The 17,307-nt window shown below is 63.9% G+C and carries 18 protein-coding genes; 13 read left to right on the top strand and 5 right to left on the bottom strand.

From position 1 onward, the window contains the following. Positions 1–69 precede the first annotated feature (69 nt). The 9 genes from NJT13_RS19765 (at position 70) to NJT13_RS19725 (ending at position 8,012) form a co-directional block, all read left to right on the top strand. Complete coding sequence (locus NJT13_RS19765) at positions 70–1,239, top strand: acyl-CoA dehydrogenase family protein (protein ID WP_254525871.1); 1,170 nt, start codon at positions 70–72, stop codon at positions 1,237–1,239. Positions 1,240–1,303: 64 nt separating this feature from the next. Then, positions 1,304–1,747, top strand: coding sequence for a MaoC/PaaZ C-terminal domain-containing protein (locus NJT13_RS19760; protein ID WP_254525869.1), 444 nt, complete (start codon positions 1,304–1,306; stop codon positions 1,745–1,747). 169 nt (positions 1,748–1,916) lie between these two features. Continuing rightward, a complete protein-coding gene (locus tag NJT13_RS19755) occupies positions 1,917–2,300 on the top strand; it encodes a phenylacetate--CoA ligase family protein (protein ID WP_254525868.1) in 384 nt (127 codons plus the stop codon). A gap of 60 nt (positions 2,301–2,360) precedes the next feature. Beyond that, positions 2,361–2,804, top strand: coding sequence for a MaoC/PaaZ C-terminal domain-containing protein (locus NJT13_RS19750; RefSeq protein ID WP_254525867.1), 444 nt, complete (start codon positions 2,361–2,363; stop codon positions 2,802–2,804). A 124-nt stretch (positions 2,805–2,928) separates the two neighbouring features. Continuing rightward, a complete protein-coding gene (locus NJT13_RS19745) occupies positions 2,929–4,074 on the top strand; it encodes a thiolase C-terminal domain-containing protein (RefSeq protein ID WP_254525866.1) in 1,146 nt (381 codons plus the stop codon). Position 4,075: 1 nt separating this feature from the next. Then, complete coding sequence (locus NJT13_RS19740) at positions 4,076–4,480, top strand: Zn-ribbon domain-containing OB-fold protein (RefSeq protein WP_254525865.1); 405 nt, start codon at positions 4,076–4,078, stop codon at positions 4,478–4,480. Positions 4,481–4,573: 93 nt separating this feature from the next. Next, a complete protein-coding gene (locus NJT13_RS19735) occupies positions 4,574–5,779 on the top strand; it encodes a CaiB/BaiF CoA transferase family protein (protein ID WP_254525864.1) in 1,206 nt (401 codons plus the stop codon). Positions 5,780–6,008: 229 nt separating this feature from the next. Next, positions 6,009–6,572 (top strand): carboxymuconolactone decarboxylase family protein, encoded by a 564-nt coding sequence (locus NJT13_RS19730; RefSeq protein WP_254525863.1) that lies wholly within the window; start codon positions 6,009–6,011, stop codon positions 6,570–6,572. A gap of 159 nt (positions 6,573–6,731) precedes the next feature. Beyond that, complete coding sequence (locus NJT13_RS19725) at positions 6,732–8,012, top strand: MFS transporter (RefSeq protein ID WP_254525861.1); 1,281 nt, start codon at positions 6,732–6,734, stop codon at positions 8,010–8,012. A gap of 91 nt (positions 8,013–8,103) precedes the next feature. Here the strand turns inward: NJT13_RS19725 and NJT13_RS19720 are convergent, their stop codons facing one another. Next, the gene (locus NJT13_RS19720) at positions 8,104–9,321 is read right to left on the bottom strand and encodes a CaiB/BaiF CoA transferase family protein (RefSeq protein WP_254525860.1); all 1,218 of its coding nucleotides are present in this window, start codon (positions 9,319–9,321) and stop codon (positions 8,104–8,106) included. A gap of 117 nt (positions 9,322–9,438) precedes the next feature. Next, positions 9,439–10,587: an acyl-CoA dehydrogenase family protein gene (locus NJT13_RS19715; RefSeq protein ID WP_254525858.1), complete on the bottom strand. Its 1,149-nt coding sequence runs from the start codon at positions 10,585–10,587 to the stop codon at positions 9,439–9,441. 222 nt (positions 10,588–10,809) lie between these two features. Here NJT13_RS19715 and NJT13_RS19710 point away from each other — a divergent pair, with 222 nt between their 5' ends. Next, entirely contained in the window at positions 10,810–11,604 is a 795-nt protein-coding gene (locus NJT13_RS19710) for an enoyl-CoA hydratase/isomerase family protein (RefSeq protein WP_254525857.1), read from the top strand. A 106-nt stretch (positions 11,605–11,710) separates the two neighbouring features. Here NJT13_RS19710 and NJT13_RS19705 read toward each other — a convergent pair whose 3' ends face one another. Both NJT13_RS19705 and NJT13_RS19700 read right to left on the bottom strand, forming a co-directional pair. Continuing rightward, positions 11,711–12,481, bottom strand: a complete 771-nt coding sequence (locus NJT13_RS19705; RefSeq protein ID WP_254525856.1) for an SDR family NAD(P)-dependent oxidoreductase — start codon at positions 12,479–12,481, stop codon at positions 11,711–11,713. Positions 12,482–12,598: 117 nt separating this feature from the next. Then, positions 12,599–13,417 carry an enoyl-CoA hydratase/isomerase family protein gene (locus tag NJT13_RS19700; RefSeq protein ID WP_254525855.1) on the bottom strand — a complete coding sequence of 273 codons (819 nt, stop codon included), beginning with the start codon at positions 13,415–13,417 and terminating at the stop codon, positions 12,599–12,601. A gap of 259 nt (positions 13,418–13,676) precedes the next feature. Between NJT13_RS19700 and NJT13_RS19695 the strand changes: the two genes are divergently transcribed. Together NJT13_RS19695 and NJT13_RS19690 are read left to right on the top strand one after the other, a co-directional pair. Next, positions 13,677–14,456 (top strand): enoyl-CoA hydratase/isomerase family protein, encoded by a 780-nt coding sequence (locus NJT13_RS19695; RefSeq protein ID WP_254525854.1) that lies wholly within the window; start codon positions 13,677–13,679, stop codon positions 14,454–14,456. Positions 14,457–14,616: 160 nt separating this feature from the next. Continuing rightward, entirely contained in the window at positions 14,617–15,075 is a 459-nt protein-coding gene (locus NJT13_RS19690; protein ID WP_254525853.1) for a MaoC family dehydratase, read from the top strand. 129 nt (positions 15,076–15,204) lie between these two features. Here the strand turns inward: NJT13_RS19690 and NJT13_RS19685 are convergent, their stop codons facing one another. Further along, positions 15,205–16,374, bottom strand: coding sequence for an acyl-CoA dehydrogenase family protein (locus tag NJT13_RS19685; protein ID WP_254525852.1), 1,170 nt, complete (start codon positions 16,372–16,374; stop codon positions 15,205–15,207). A 148-nt stretch (positions 16,375–16,522) separates the two neighbouring features. Between NJT13_RS19685 and NJT13_RS19680 the strand changes: the two genes are divergently transcribed. Further along, positions 16,523–17,296 (top strand): enoyl-CoA hydratase/isomerase family protein, encoded by a 774-nt coding sequence (locus NJT13_RS19680; protein ID WP_254525851.1) that lies wholly within the window; start codon positions 16,523–16,525, stop codon positions 17,294–17,296. Positions 17,297–17,307 lie beyond the last annotated feature (11 nt).

The following is a 17,307-nucleotide window of genomic DNA, read 5'->3' as shown; positions in this document are numbered from 1 at the left end:
CGAAGGCTGTGATTCACCCGCCGTGGGACGAAACATGAGCTGTGACTCCACCACGGAGGAACATACACGATGACATTCGATAGAACCGCGGAGGAACGGATGATTTACGACTCCGTCACCGAGGCGCTCGACGGACTCGACGAAGCGTACTGGAGAGAACACGACGCCGCCCACGAGTTCCCGTCGGAGTTCTGGGACCGGCTCGACGAGGGCGGTTGGCTCGGCCTTCGAATCCCCGAGGAGTACGGCGGTGCCGGCGGATCGATGCGCGAAGAACTCACCATGGTCAAGGCGATGACCCAGACCGGAGCCGGTTACGGCGCTGCCTTCGTCTACATCGTCCACAGTCTCGTGACGATTCCACTCGTTCGCAACGGGACGGAGGCCCAGAAGGAAACGTACCTCCCGAAACTCGCCAACGGAGAGCTGAACTCGGCATTTTTCCTCACCGAACCCCAAACCGGGTTCGACACCCTCTCGATGGAGACGACCGCGGAGAAAGACGGCGACGAGTGGGTCATTCGGGGAGAAAAGACGTACATCTCGAACGCGTCTCGAGCCGATCTCATGCTCGTCATGGCGCGGACGAGCGAACCGTCCGGTGATACCCGAACGGACGGGATGTCCATGTTCCTCGTCGACCGAAACGCCCACGACGTCGACATCGAGGTCACGCCTCTGGACAAACTCGGGCTGAACTACACCGACACCAGCCACGTGTATATCAACGAGATACGGGTGCCGGAGGGGTCGTCGCTGGGCCCGATCGACGACGGGTGGCCGAGCATTCTCGACATTCTCAACCCGGAACGGATGATCGTCGCCGCGGCGTGTATCGGTGCGGGCAATTACGTCCTCGACCTGGCGTCGGACTACGCGTCGGATCGGGTCGTGTTCGACCGCCCGATCGGGAAGAATCAGGGGGTTCAGTTCCCCCTCGCCGAGGCGAAGATTCACCTCGAGACGGCAGACGCCGCGAACCGAAAAGCGGCCTGGAAGTACGACCACGACGAGCCCTGTGGCTTCGAATCGAACGCGGCGAACTTCGTCGCGAGCGAGTGGGGGACCAAGGCGGCAAACCGTGCGATCCAGACCCTCGGCGGGAGCGGGTACATGAAAGACTCGGAGGTAGAGCGATTCTGGCGGGAGATGCGCCTCCAGGAGATCGCGCCCGTCTCACAGCAGATGATCCTGAACTACGTCGGCGAACACGTACTGGATCTCCCGAAGTCGTATTGAACATGATCGAGTACGTCACAGACGACGGCACTTCGGGATGCAGCGAGGAGACGGTGGTGTCTCGATGACGGAATCCGTGGGCTTCGAAGACCTGGCCGTCGGCGACACGTTCACGTCTCGTACGCGAACCGTGACCGAGTCCGAGTTCACCCTCTTCGAGGGACTCATGGGCGCCTACCACGAGAGCCACGTGAGCAAAACCTGGTGCGAAGACACGGGCTACGGCGAGCGGATAGCGAACGGGTTCCTCACGTTGACCTGCACGGCCGGGCTGATCACCGCCGCCAGTCCGTTTCGGGAAACCATCAGGGCCTTTTACGGCATGGACGGGGTCCGGTTCCCGAACCCGGTCTACATCGGCGACACGTTGCAGGTAACACAGGAGGTAATCGAAACTGAGTCGAGGGATTGCGGCGGCGTCGTCGCCCTCAGGACCGAAACCCACACGCAGGACGACACCCTGGTTTTGACCTACGTCCACAAGGTCCTGGTCGCCGACAGTTCGTAGGCGGTGATTCGCCGGCCCGGTTTCGCTCGTACGTTCGTTTCCGCTTCTCGTCGTGAGTGGGGTCGCTGTCGCTCCTCCGTCACAGCCCCCGGGAGTATCCACCACAGGCCGAGAAAAGCCTAAGTAGGTTTACCGGGATGACTTACCCGAACCTGTGGTGAGTTAACATATGCCGAATTACTACTGGAATCCGGCGGCCGAAACGATTGCCAAAGCCGACCTGCACAGACTGCAAGCGGCCGAACTCCGAGAGCAGGCGATGTACGTTCTCGAGAACGCGTCGATCTGGCAAGACAGGTGTGCGGTTGCGGACGTGGATCGTGCGGAATTGGCGGCGATCGAATCGGCTGAGGACTTCCGGGAGACGGTGCCCATCCTCGACAAACGGCAGATTCGAGACCGGCTGTCGGCCGTCGACCCGTACGGCGGGACGTTGTGCGTCGATCCGCCGACGGCCGGCTTCCGGTCCAGCACGTCGGGAACTCGGCGAGTTGCCACGACATATGCCGTGAGGCACACCAGTCCTGATAAGCCATTCCGTGAGGTGCCATGACACAACCGAACTCGGGGAGACCAAAGTCTATATGCGCTTCCGTCGGCATTGTGCGAGTGGATGACAGGCAAATACTTCGAAGAGTTCGAGATGGGGGAGACGTTCGAATCGAGGACCCGAACCGTCACGGAGGCCGACGTGACGTTCTTCGCGGGTCTCTCGGGGGACTACAACGAGATTCACGTCAGCGAGGAGTACGCCGAGGACACGATGTTCGGAACGCGAATCGCCCACGGTCCGCTCGTGTTCAGCATCGGACTCGGCCTGACGACGCACATCGGCTATTCGGAAGGAACCGTCATCGGTCTCTACGGAATCGATAACATGCGATTCCCGAACCCCGTTTTCCCGGGCGATACCGTTCGAACGGTCCAGGAGGTAACGGACCTCGAGGAGAAGGAGAAAGGCGGCGTCGTCACGCTCAAAACGACCGTCTACAACCAGGACGACGACGTCTGTGTCGTCTGGGACCACCGGAAAATGGTCCAGTACGGCGACGAGTAGCCGACCGGATTCCCTGCCTCGTCGCGCCGACCGATTCGACCGGTACCACGACGTGTGACCCGCTTTTTGGACCGAGACGCGTTCTTCAACAAGAATTATGTATATATGTGCTGGAATAGCGTGTATGGGATCGACACAACGGGTCGCAGTGACGGGTATCGGTGAGTCTCCGATCGGGAGTACCCCGGATATGGATTCGATCAACCTCTATGCGACCGCCTGTCTCGAGGCGGTCGACGACGCCGGACTCGAGAAAGACGATATCGACGGGCTCGTGACCGGGTACTCGCTCGTCGACCCGAAATTGATGCACAGCACGGTCGTCGCGGATTACCTCGGCCTGAATCTCTCGTACAACGAGAGCCTTCGTCTCGGCGGCGCCACGCCGTTCGTGGGCGTGTGCCACGCCGCGAACGCGATCCGGCAGGGACAGTGTGAAAACGTCGTGATCGCGTTCGGCGACAATCGGCGCACCGGGTTCTCGAAAGGGGACGGGGTGAGTAACCTCGCGACGGAAGTCGGCCACCCCGAGTTCGAAAATCCGTTCGGTCCGATGGTTCCGTCGTTGTACGCGCTCATCGCCCGAAAGCACATGGCGGAGTACGGGACCACCGCGGAGGAACTCGCGACGGTCTCGGTCGCCTGTCGCGAACACGCGTCGATGCGGGGGAAGGGACAGCAGACCGATCCGATCGAGGTCGAGGATGTGCTCTCCTCGGGATTGATCTCCTCGCCGCTTCACAAACTGGAGTGTGCGCTGATCAGCGACTGTGCCGGTGCCGTCGTCGTTTCCTCGGCCGACGCCGCGGCGGACACCCGCGCCCCCGTCGAACTCACGGGCTACGGGGAGGGACACGGCTCCGAGTACATCCACCGGCGAAACGATCTGCTGTACAGTCCCGCCGTCGAAAGCGGTTCCACGGCGTTCGAAATGGCCGACCGAACGCCCGACGACGTCGACGTCGCGCAGTTGTACGACTGCTTCTCGATCACGCCGCTCATGCTGCTCGAGGATCTCGGATTCTGCGAGAAGGGCGAGGGCGGTTCGTTCGTCCGCGAGCGGGGGATCACGGTCGACGGCGACCTGCCGGTGAACACGCACGGCGGGGAACTCTCCTACGCCGGCGCCGGCGTCTTCCACATCCTCGAAGCTGCGAGACAGATTCGCGGAGAGGCCGCGGAGACGCAGGTCGAGACGGATGTCGCGCTCGCCCACGGTGTCGGCGGCGTCCTGTCTACGAACGCGACGCTGCTCATGGAGGCGTGGTAACATGAGCGACAAACCCGTTCCGACGCCGTCCGAAGACACCGCCAGATTCTGGGAGGCCTGTAACGAAGACCGATTCGTCGTCCAGCGATGCACCGACTGCGGAACGGAGCGGTTCTACCCGGCGGCGGCCTGCCCGAACTGCTGGCACACGGACTTCGAGGAGGTCGAACTGGACGGGACCGGGACCGTCGAATCGTTCACCGTCGTTCACCGTGCGCCGACGGAGGCGTTCGAAGCGGACACGCCGTACGTCGTCGCACTCGTCACGATGGGGGCCGAAACCGACGTGACGGTGATGGCGAACGTCCTCGCGGATCCGGGCGACGTTTCGGTCGGTGACTCGGTCACGATGACCTGGGAGGAACGCGACGGCCAGCAGCTCTATCAGTTCGAACTCGCGGAGTAGCCGTTCTTCTCCACGTCGGTTTCGCTCGAGAGCGACGACGGCCGGTGTGGGTAATTCCCAAACACTTACCCGAACTCGAGAATAGGGACGGGTATGGAGTCAGCGAATTCCCCGGAAACTGACGTATTACCCCTCGAAGGGATCACTGTCGTCGATCTGACCCAGGTCGCCGCCGGCCCGTTCGCGACGATGGCACTCGGCGACCTCGGGGCGGAAGTGATCAAGATCGAAGCCGTCGGCCGCGGCGATCGAAGTCGGTCTATTCAGCCACGGCCCGCCTACTTCGACACGCTGAATCGGAACAAGTACAGCGTCGCTATCGACCTCAAAAGCGACGCGGGACAGGAGGCGGCCCAGCGTCTCGTCGCCGACGCCGACGTGTTCATCGAGAGTACGAAACCCGGTCGCGCCGAATCGTTCGGACTCGGGTACGACACCGTGTCCGAACTGAATCCCGACCTCATCTACTGTTCGATATCCGGATTCGGCCGCAACAGCCCGTACGAGGAACTCCCAGCGTGGGATATGCTGATCCAGGGTATGAGCGGGATCATGAGTATCACGGGTGAAGAAGGCGGGCAACCGCTGTGGTCTGGCCTTCCGAGCGGCGATCTCATCGCCGGGTCCTACGCCAGCCAGAGCGTCCTCGCCGCGTTGTACGCCAGAGAGCGGGGTCGGATCGACGGCGAGTGGATAGAGGTACCCATGTTGGACGCCGCTATAACGTGGCTCACCGCCCGCGCGGGGTACACGTTCGGCTTCGACGACCCCTTCCCTCGTCTCGGGACGCACCACCCGTCGATCCTCCCGTTCGGCAAGTACGACTGTGCCGATATACCGATCGTCGTCGCCGCGGGAACGCAGTCGTTCTGGCGCGATTTCTGTCGCGCGATCGACCGACCGGACCTCGTCGAGGACGAGCGCTTCGCCACGATGGACGGCCGGGTCGACAACCGAACGGAATTAGACGACATCATCGAACCGATCCTGGAATCGGAATCGAGCGACTACTGGATCGATCGGTTCCACGACGAGGGCGTCCCCGCCGGCCCGATCTACGACACGAAGACGGTCTGGGAGGACGAACACGTCGAACAGCGCGAGCTCCACCAGGTCATGGAACGCGACGGCCGGGAAAACGCGGACGTGATCGACCAACCCGTCCACTTCGCCCACCTCGGCACCCAACTCGAGGTGGCGCCCCAGGAACTCGGCGAGAGCACCGATTCGATCCTCGAGCGCCACGGCTACTCGGCCGCCGATCTCGAGCGACTCCGAGAAGAGGGTATCATCGGGTAGCGGACGGCGAGTGCGACTCGAGTGCGGGTCGGAAAACGACACCCTCGGTCCCGGTTTCAGTACCTCCGGTCTCTACGGCCTCCAGTCTCGGGTTTCCGTTCCTCCGGTCTCTCTCGTTCCAGTTCCGGCTTCCGTTTCGACGCCTGTCCTCCTCTCGACCCCGCTTCCAGCACGATCCTCGAATCGGGGGAGACCGAAGAATTAAGTCGATTTGCGAGCCCTGTCACCTATGGCTCGCATCACGCTGCCGCGACAGTCGGACCTTCCGGAGGAGTACCAGTATCTCCTCGGCGAAGACGCACTCGGCGAACGCGAACTGTTACAGGCCATCGGCGCGAACCCGCCGGTCCTTCAGACGTACATGCGCCACGGGACCGCGCTGTGGAAACACGCCGGCCTCCCCTCGCGGGACGTCGAGTTGGCGATCCTGGCGGTCGCTCGAGAACTGGACAACGAGTACGAGTGGCACCAGCACGTCGGACTCGCCCGCGACGTCGGCGTCGAGCACGAGGAGATCAGAGCGATTAGCGCCGGCCGTTTCGACGCGTTCGACCCCGCCGACACCGCGTTGCTCGAGTACGCACGACGGGCCGCTCGCCGGGAGGTCGACGACGACGCACACGATCTGATCGAGGACCAGTTCGACGAGGAGACGGTCGCGGGGATCGCGTCGCTGGTCGGCCACTACCTCGGCACCGCCGTCGTCATCGACGCGCTCGAGTTACAGCCGGAGACCGCGTTCGTCGGCTGGGAGCCGGACGACGAGCGGATCGAGACGTACGACCGGGAGTAGGTCGGCGAGACACCGACGGATCGGCCTCGACATGCGCGCCCGTGAGCAGGTCACGGGAGCCGACCGACGGCCGTCGGCATCGGTACGGAGACGGGACGGTCTCGCTGCGGTCACAGTGAAACGGGAACGATTATCCCGCAGGACTCGGTGGTACCGTGTATGACCCCCGACCCGAGACTCGTTCTCTCGCGACGGATATACTACGGGTGGGTGATCGCGGCGGGGTGTCTGCTGATGACGATGGTCGTGTTCGGCGGGAGTTACGCGTTCGGCGTCTTTTACGAGGCCTTCGTCGACGAATTCGCCGTCTCGCGGTCCGTTCTCGCGCTCGTCTTCGGCATTCAGACCGTGTTCATATACGTCGTCGGCGTCGTGGCCGGCTGGCTCGTCGATCGGCACGGACAACGACGCGTGGTCGCCGGTTCCACGGTCGTGTTGACCGCCGGGTTCGTCTGGACGGCGTTCGCGCGCTCGTACGCCGAACTCCTCGCGGCCTTCGGCGTGGTGACGGCGGTCGGGATGGCCGGCCTGTACGTCGTCGCGTACGCCACTATCCCGCTGTGGTTCGACCGACGACGCGGAACGGCTGCCGGCCTCGCGTCGGCGGGACTCGGCGTCGGTCTCGTCGTCGTCCCGCCGGTCGCGGATCACTTCATCTCGCTGTTCGGCTGGGGAGAAGCGATGCTCGTGATCGCCGGCGGCGTCGGCGTGATCATGTCCGTCGTGACGGTGTTGTTTGCGGACGACCCCGAGACGGTCGCCGCGGAGACGAGCGTCGAATTCGACGCGGCTGAGTCCGGGCCGACGCGTGCCGACGGGGCAACCGAGGGCGTCCGGAGCAGACGGGCGATTATCGCGTCACTCCCGTTCGCCCTCGCGTTCGTGGGCTGGGTGTTCGTTTTCGCGCCGGTATACGTCGTCTTGAGCCACATCGTCCTCTACGCCTCCGAAATCGGTATCGGGCGATCGATCGCCGTGGGCGCGATCACGATCATCGGACTGACGACCACGGTGACGCGGCTCAGTGTCGGCACCGTGTCGGATCGCTTCGGACGAACGCGAACGTTTCTCGTGTGCGCGTGCCTGGTCGGGATCGCGACGCTCGGTCTGGGAAGTATCGAATGGATCGGCGCGCGGTCGATCCGAACGGGCGCCTTCGCGGGACTGATGGTCCTGTTCGGCGTCGGATACGGGGGCTGTGGCGGACTCGTTTCGCCACAGGTCGCGGACCTGTTCGGCAGCCACAACCTCAACACGCTGTTCGCAGCCATGTCCGTCTCCTTCGCGTTTGCGGGCCTGCTGGCCCCGCCCCTGGCCGGGCTGACGTTCGATACGGTCGGGAGTTACACGCCCGCCCTCGCCGTCGCCGGGGTCGGTGCGATACTCGGAGCGGGCTGTGTGTTCGGCGCGGCCCGGACGGTTCCGGCTACCGCGCGATAAGTGGACGATTTTCGCGGGCGACAGCCCGATTCGAGTCATCGTCGGCGTGGAACGTGCGGCGTCTTCGATCACCACGTGGTCCCGTTCGCGTTTACGTGTCGTCTTTCGATGCATCGCCGAACGCGCCGTCCGCCTCGAGGTCGGCGTATCGGTCGCCCAACCCGAACGATTCGAACACGGCCGCCGTATTCTCGCCGAGCGACGGCGGATCGCGGCGGTGTGAGACGTCGATATCCGTGCCCGTCAGCGGGGTGAGCATCGCCTGAACGTCGGCGTCGGTCCCCGACTGCGTCTCGACGAGGAGGTCGAGCGCGTCCAGGTGCGGGTCGTCGAGCAGTTCGGACGGATGGTTGATGGGCGCGGCCGGGACGCCGCCGTCGAGGAGCGCCTCGACGATCGCCGACCGATCCCGGCCCCGCAGGGCCTCCTGAATCAGGTCGTAGAGGACCTCGTCGTTCTCCTGTCGCTTCTCGTTGGTTCCGAAGCGGTCGTCCTCGAGCAACGCTGGTGCGTCGATGGCTTCACAGAACGCCGGCCAGTGGCGCTTGGTGATGACGCCGACGAACAGCCACTCGTCGGGCTCGGTCTCGAACACGTCGTAGAGGCCGAACGCGGGGTGGGAGGTGCCAAGCGGCGGGTGGTCGCCGAACAGTTGTGAGAAGATGGTCCAGTAGTGCGTCCAGTGCGAAGCCGTTTCGAAGAGCCCGGCGTCGATCTTCTGTCCCGTGCCGGTCGCTTCTCGCATCCACAGGGCCAGCATCGCCCCGAACGCGCCGTAGACGCCTGTTCCGATGTCGATTATCGACGTCCCGCCTCGAAGCGGTTTGTCGCCCGGAAATCCGGTCATCCGCATCATTCCCGACATGGCCTGCCCGACGACGTCCATTCCCGGTCGATCCTCGTACGGGCCGCCCTGCAGGAACCCGCCGATCGAGACGTAAATCAGGTCGTCGCGCTCCTCGCTTAGATCGTCGTACCCGATACCGAGCCGGTCGGTGACTCCCGACCGGAGGTTCTCGATCACGATATCGGCCCGCGAGACGAGCTCGAGGTAGGCCTCGCGTCCGGCGTCGGTCTGGAGGTCGATCGCCACGCTCCGTTTGTTGCGGTTGAGCGCCGTGAAAATGGCGTCGCCGGAGTCGCCGGACTGGCGGATCATGTCGCCGGTCCCCGGTCGCTCGACTTTGATCACGTCGGCGCCGAGGTCGCCGAGCATGAGCCCCGCGAAGGGAGCCGCGACGAGATTGCCGAGTTCTACGACTGTGATGCCGGACAACGGGAGTTGCGATGTGGATTCAGTAGTGGTCATTGGGTGGTCGTACCGAGTCGGGTGTGCGTTTCGTCTCCGAGTCGGCTCGCGTCGTGGCGGTCGAACGCGGGCCGCCCCGTCGTCGTTCGGTCCCGCGCTGTGCGACGGGACGGCGAGTCATCGGTTCTCCATCATATCGCTGGCGATGATCGAGCGCTGGATCTCGCTGGTTCCGCCACCGATGGTGGATATCTTCCCCTCGCGCCAGTAGCGTTCCATATCGTTCTCGGGGAGGAAGCCGGCGCCGCCCATGATCTGCATTCCCTGCTGGGCGACCGTCTGGAACGTCTCGCTGGCCTTGAGCTTCGCCTGTGCGGCGAGGCGGGTCGGACGATCGCCGTCGTCGATGCGTTCCGCCGTCGTGTACACCAGCTGACGTGCGGCGTCGACCTCCGTTTGCATGTCCGCGAGCCGGTGTTTGATGGTCTGGAAGTCCGAGATCGAGGTGCCGAACTGTTCGCGGTCCATCGCGTACTCGAGCGCCGTATCGACCACCGTCTGGGCGTTGCCGACCATCGCGGCCGAGATCTGGGTTCGTTCGTTCGCGAAGTGGTCGGTGAGTATCTCCCAGCCCTGTCCCTCGTCACCGAGGCGGTTGTCCGCGGGCACGCGGACGTCGTCGAAGAAGACCTGGTTCGTGCCGGTCGCCTTCCGGACGACCGTGTCGAGTTTGGTCATCTCGATCCCGTCGAGATCGTTCGGCACGAGGAGCGCGCTGATCCCCTCGTGTTTCGGCGCGTCCGGGTCGGTCCGCACGTACAGATTGATGATGTTGCCGTCGACGTGTGCGGCCGACTGCCACATTTTCTCGCCGTTGACGACGTAGTGGTCGCCGTCCCGTTCGGCTCTCGTCTGCAGACTCGCGGCGTCGCTTCCGGTATCTGGTTCCGAGACGCCGATCGAGAACCGCACCTCGCCGTCCAGTAACTTCGGAACGAGTCGCTCTTTCTGGTCTTCGGAACCGTACTCGATCAGGTTCCCGTACGAAAACGACGAGATCGCGACCGGAACGCCGAGGTCGTATCCGTACTTTCCGAGCGCCTCGAGCAGGATAACCTGTTCGATCATATCGCCGCCCTGTCCGCCGTATTCCTCCGGAACGAGGATCCCGATCCAGTCGTTCTCCACGACGCCGTCGTAGATTCGGTGTGGGTACTCCCGATTCGCGTAGCACTCGCGGCAGTACTCGACGCCGATTTCCTCGTCCATGAACTCGTGGACCATATCCCGCCACATCCGGAGTGACGGATTGCTATCAATTATCACGATACACAGTTCCGCGACCGACAGCATAGTAGTTTCGCAACCTTCGGACGGCCGTCGCGGGCGACTCTCGACCCAGTCTCGGGCGATTGCGGCGCAGCCCCGCGCCGCGGACGTCTCGCGACGACTCCTGCCGAGACCGGACGACCGGATTCTCCGCCCCCGGACGACGGAGGGCGGCGATCGAGGGAAAACGTTATTCCGCGAGGTTTCGTGGACCCTCTCATGTCCGATGACGTAGTAACCGCCACTGTCACGGAAGGAGTCGGCCGAATGACGATCGAACGACCGGAGAGCATGAACGCGTTCACGCCCCGCGTTTTGGAGGAATTACACGATGCGATTCGATCGTTCGAGGCGAACGACGACGTTCGCGCGGTCGTGTTCACGGGCGCCGGCGACCGGGCGTTCTGTGCGGGTGTCGACCTCGGCGACGAGGGCGGACTCAATCAATCGACGCCGGACGCGTTGGATACCGTCCACAGGGCGCAGCGGGTTCTCAAGGCGCTCCGACGGTCGTCGCTTCCGGTCGTCGGTGCGATAAACGGATACGCGATGGGTGCCGGGATGGATCTCGCGCTGGGCACCGACATCAAAGTCGTCAAGGCCGATGCCGTGATGAGCCAGTCGTACGTGGACGTGGGTCTCTCGCCGGGCGACGGCGGCGCGTACATGCTGCCCCGTCTCGTCGGCGAAGAGGTCGCGAAGGATCTCATCTTCTCCGGGCGCCGCATCTCCGGCACGGAGGCCGGCGAACTCGGCATCGCCTCGACGGTCGTCGACGGCGACGCAGACCGCACTCGCGAAGTCGCTCACGAGCGCGCCCGAGAACTGGCCAACGGGCCCTCGGTCGCACTCGGAAACGCAAAGCAGCTCATCAACGAGGCTCACGACGTCAACCTGGAAACCGGACTCGAACACGCGATCGAGGCGCTCGGCGAGTGTCGCGAAACGGACGATCACGCCGAAGCCGTCGCCGCGTTCGAAGAGAAGCGCGATCCGGAATTCACGGGCGAATAGTCGCGGATCGCCGAGGCGAACCGGCGACTCGCGGGGGAGAACCGGCGAATGAGTGAGAACGCGAGTTGCCCCCTCTCTCGAGGTGTGTTCGACGGACGGCTCCTCCCTAGTCGACCATCGTCAGCCCGCCGGAGACGCTCAGCACCTGTCCCGTCACGAACGCCGCGTCCTCCGACGCCATGAACGCGACGGCACCCGCGATGTCCGCCGGTTCGGCCATGCGGCCGAGCGGAACCTGGTTCTCCATGCTGCCGAGAATTTTGTCCCCGAGCTCCGAGTCCTCTCGCATCTCCGCCACGAGCGGCGTGTCGGCCGGCCCGGGAGCGATGACGTTGCAGTTTACGTTGTTCCGTGCCAGCTCCCGTGCGAGGGTCTTCGTGAAGGCGATGACGCCGCCTTTGCACCCGGCGTACACCGCTTCGCCGGAACTCCCCACGCGCCCCGCATCCGACGAGATGTTCACGATGGTGCCCTCGGTCTCCGAGTCGACGAAATAGTCGGCGACTGCTCGCGAACAGTTGATCTGGCCCCTGAGATTGATATCGATCAAGCGATCCCAGACCGACGGATCCTGATCCGTGAACCACTCGATACGATCCCAGCCGGCGTTGTTGACGAGCACGTCGACGCCGCCGAGTTCGTCGACCGTTTCCGAAACCATCGTCTCGACCGCGTCGAAGTCCGCCACGTCGGCGATTCCCGTGATGGCTTCGCCGCCCTCAGATTCGATCAGCGAGACCGTCTCCTCGGCGTTCGACTCGTCGACGTCGTTTACGACGACGACCGCTCCTTCCGCCGCGAGACGGCGTGCGATACCGCGACCGATACCGCGGCCGCTGCCGGTTACGATGACGCGCTTGCCGCTGAGTCCACGCATAATCTACCCTAATGATAACACGTCGCATAACGATTGCGATCGAACGGGAACTCACCGCCGGAAATCCGCCGATCGGCCCCATCAAACCGTGACTCGTGCCGTCAGAGACTCAAACCGTTACTCGTGGTCGACCGGCTGCGACCCGGTAAACGACCGCGGGGTCTGATCCTCTCTGTCGACGAACGCCTCGGCTCGGTCGCGGAACTCGTCGGAGTCCCAGACGGCGGCCGTCATGTCTCGAGCCATCTCCTGGTTGAGCATGCCGACGTTCGTCCAGGTCTTCATGATCGTCTTGATCGCGCGGTAGGCCTGCGGACTCTTGTTCGAAACGACGTCGTCCGCGAGCGAGGCGGCCGCGTCTCGAGCGGCGCCGTCGTCGACGATTCGGTTGACGAGCCCCCACTCCTGCATCTGGGTGGCGGGATACATCTCTCCGAGCAGCAGCATCTCCCGCGCCCGTTTCTCCCCGACGAGCAGCGGGAGCAACTGGACGCCACCGCCGGCGGCGGTGGAGCCGACGCCGACTTCCGGCTGGCCGAACCTGGCCGACTCGCCCGCGACGATGAGGTCACACCCCATCGCCAGTTCGTTCCCGCCCGCGGCACAGACCCCCTCGATCGCGGCGATCGTCGGTTTTCCCGTGTCCCTGAGCACGTCGATCGCCTCGAAGTACTGGCTCATCCAGCGCGTTCCCTCCTCGAAGGCCATCTCCGTCAGATCGCCGAGGTCGGCCCCCGAACAGAAGACGTCGCCGGTCGTTCCGAGCACGATCGCGTCGATGTCCGCGTCGCGATCGGCCGCCGTGAAGGCGTCGTCTAGCTCCTGGATCGTCCGCAGATCGAGGGTGTTGTGCTCTGCTTCGTTGTCGAGCAGAACGTGGGCGATCCGCTCGTTCGACTCGTCCGTCGTCACCGAGATCCTGTCGAAGGATGACATCCAGTGGTACCACACCCCCGCAGGCAATAATTTCTTTGACCCGATCGGCCGACGAGCGTCGAAGGCGGCCGAGCGACCGAACCGACTCTCGAGGCGGTCGTCCACGCTCTCGGATCCGTGAGCCGGTCGTTCCCTCGAGAAATCGAACTCCGCTGGTTTTCGTCCGGGAGATCGCGTCTTCTCGTTCCCGCGACGACCGTCCGTGAGTCGTGTGATCGCAACACAAAGATTAACGTCCGTCTCCCGTAACCTCCCGATCATGTCCGTAACCGTCGACCGCGACACTGAACTGGATACCGTAGCGCACCTCAGACTCGACTTCGGTGACCTGAATCTGTTTTCACCCGATGCGATCGTCAGTTTTCGAGAGCAGGTGCTGTCCGTCCCCGACGACGTTTCGGTCCTCACCATCGGTCCCGAATCGGCTGACGGCGTCGGGGGACTGACAGCCGGGTTGAAACTCGACGCGGTGAAGGACTATTCGGTCTCGGAAGCGCGGGAGATGCTGACGAACCTGTACGAACTCATGCAGGGTGTCCGGGACCTCGACGCGGTCACCGTGTGCCGATGTGGCGAGTACGCCCTCGGAGGCGGGCTGGAACTGGCGATGTCCTGTGACTTTCGCGTCGCGACCGAGGACGCCGCACTCGGCCTCCCGGAGATAAACGCCGGCCTCGTCACCGGGATTCAGGGCGGTCTCCTCGTTCGGCTGGTCGGTCTCCAGGCCGCGAAGGAAATCGTCTACACCGGTGAGCCCGTCTCCGGCCTGGAAGCCGATGAACTCGGGCTGGTCAACGAGGCTGTCCCGGCGGACGAGTTCGACGCGACCGTCGACGACCTCGTCGAGACGCTCGCCGCCAAGAGCCCGCGTATCGTCCAGTGGCAGTCACAGGTCTTCCGGGCGCTCAGATCGAACGGCATCGAAGCCGGGATCGATCACAGCCTCGAGACGATCGCGGCCTGTTTCGACACCCACGACCAACACGAGGCGATGACCGCGTTCCTCGAGAAACGGGAGCCGGAATTTCGGGGTCGGTAACCCCTCTCGGGGGATTCGAATACGGGCCGTCGAGGACTCGGATGCCCGACGCTCGGCGGCCGGGCACCCGACGGTCCGACGGTAATCCGCTCGACCGCGACCCCCTGCGAGTCGCGTGCGTGACGCCACCTATTTACGAATCGCTTTCCTCTGGCCGCACATGACGATGTTCTTCGACGATCTGAGCGAGGGTGAGATGTTCGAAAGCGGTTCCCACACGGTGACGAAAGCGGAGATTATCTCGTTTGCTGAACAGTTCGATCCGCAACCGTTTCACGTCGACGAGGAGGCGGCCCAGGACTCGATGTTCGGCGGGCTGGTCGCGAGCGGACTCCACACGCTCAGCCTCGCCACCCGGCTGACCATCGACGGGTGTCTGAGCGAAATCGCGAACATGGGCGGCAGCGGCATGGACGAACTCAGGTGGTACACGCCGGTCCGTCCCGGCGATACGCTCTCCGTCCGCGTGGAGGTACTCGAGAAAACGCCGAGCGAAAGCCGCTCCGACCGCGGCTACGTCGACCTGAAGCGACGGGTGTACAACGACGACGGCGAGGAAGTGATGTCGGCCATCTCGCACAACATCGTTCGGCGGCGGGAATCGGACGGCGAAGCCTGACCGGCCGCAGTTTCGAATCCTGGCGCACTCGAGACGTGCCACCGCAGAGACCTGCCGCCTCACGAGGTCGCTCGCGGGTCCGGGATCGCCGCCACGTTCCGCGCCGAGCGAACGGCGTCCGCGATCGATTCAGTACGAGCGGGGGAGATCGAGAACGTGCTGTGAGATGTAGTTTTTGACCATCTCGTTCGAGATCGGGGCGATCACGTTGATCATGACCTCGCGCCAGTAGCGCTCGACGTCGTACTCCTTTGCGTATCCCATCCCGCCGTGGACGCGAACGGCGCGCTCGCAGGCCTCGATCGCGTCTTCGCTCGCCCGGAGCTTGACGGCGTTCGCCTCGGGCCCCGAATTCTGTCCGTTGTCGTACAGCCACGCCGCTTTCCGGATCATCAGTTCGTTCTGGGCCAGTTTACTCCACGAGTCCGCGAGCGGATGCTGGATCGCCTGATAGGACCCGATCGTGCTATCGAAGACTTCGCGCTCGCGGGCGTAGTCGGCGGCCTTCTCGAGTGCGGCCTGGCCGATGCCGACCGCGTTCGCGGCGATGCTGATCCGCTCGGAGTTCGTAAACGCGAGGAGGTATTTGAATCCCGCTCCCTCCTCGCCGATCCGATCCTCGGCGGGCACGCGGAAGTCTTCGAACCAGACCTCGTTCGAATCCGCGGCACCGCGGCCGGCCTTCGGAATTTCGCTCACGTCCACGCTGTCCATGTCCTCGTTGAACTCGGTGAAAAACAGCGTGAGGCCGCCGAATCGGTCGCTCTCCGCTCGCGGTTGCGTCCGCGTGAGCAACATGATGACGTCCGCCTCCTGTGCCTTCGAGGTCCATATCTTCTGGCCGTTGACGACGTACTCGTCGCCGTCGCGCTCGGCGAACGTTTCGATCTGTGACGTATCCGTCCCCGCATTTGGCTCCGTGACACCGGTACAGACCATGACGTCACCGTTTGCGATGCTCGGAAGGTATCGTTCTTTGTGCTCGTCGGAGCCGTATTCGACCAGCGGCGCGGCGCTGAACACGTGGTGTGACGTGATCGACGTGCCGGCCATCGCCGCACCGGAGCGGGCGATTTCCTGCTGGATGATGCTCGCCTCCTGGACGCCGTACCCCTGTCCGCCGTACTCTTCGGGGATCGTGACCCCACACCAGCCGCCGTCGGCGAACTCCTCGTAGAACTCCCACCCGAACTCGTGTTGTACGTCCTTTTCGCGCCAGTACTCGTCGCCGAACTGCGCACAGAGATCCCGAATCTCGCTTCTGATTAGTTTCTGCTCGTCGCTGAGCTCGAAGTCCATACTGAGTGCCTTTCGGGTAGACGACTTATAGGCATCGGTGGTCCAGCCCACGCGTGCGAGTCGACATCCCAGCAACCCGTACCCGCGACGGATCCCTCCGGCGGGGGCAATGCTAACGACTAACTTTCGACCCTTCGTAGTGTCGCCGATGTCCGAGAAGGTCTTGCTCGACGTTTCGGATGGAATAGCCACGCTGACGATCAACAACCCGGACAAGCGGAACGCGATGGATCAGGAGACTCGAAGCGCGCTCCGCGACCGCGTCGACGAGGTGGACGCGAACGACGAGATCAGGGTCGTCGTCCTCCGGGGAGAGGGTGACTCGTACATCACGGGCGGCGACATCGAGGCGTTCGCCGACTACGATCAGGTCGACGCACTCGAGTATCTCACGAACTACGGCCAGGGACTCTACAACGACGTCGCGGAGCTCACCAAACCGACGATCGCGGCGATCGACGGCTACGCCTTCGGCGGCGGCCTCGAGATATCGCTCGCCTGCGACCTCCGCGTCGCGACGCCGGACGCGACGATCGGCCTCACGGAGGTCGGACTCGGGATCATCCCGGGCGGCGGCGGCACCCAGCGACTCGCGCACGTCGCCGGCGCCGGCGTAGCGAAGGACCTCATCTTCACCGGCCGCGCGGTCGACGCCGAGGAAGCCGCCGATCTCGGCATCGTCAACCGGGTGTACGACGCCGAGGAGTTCGACGAATCCGTCCGCGAGTTGGCCGAAACCATCGCGGCGAACGCCCCGATGGCACTCCGGCTGGCGAAGAAGTCGATCAATCGCGGTCTGGACGCCGAGGCCGGACTCGACTTCGAGCGGATCGCCTGTTCGTTCCTGTTCGGGACGGCGGACAAACAGGAGGGAGCCGAAGCGTTTCTCGAGAAGCGCGACCCGAATTTCGAGGGCCGCTGACGCGCGCGTTC

Origin of the sequence: Natrinema caseinilyticum, from assembly GCF_024227435.1 — an archaeon.
GTDB lineage: Archaea > Halobacteriota > Halobacteria > Halobacteriales > Natrialbaceae > Natrinema > Natrinema caseinilyticum.
The sequence above is the reverse complement of the archived record's forward strand: the minus strand, read 5'-3'. Positions and strand labels throughout refer to the sequence as shown.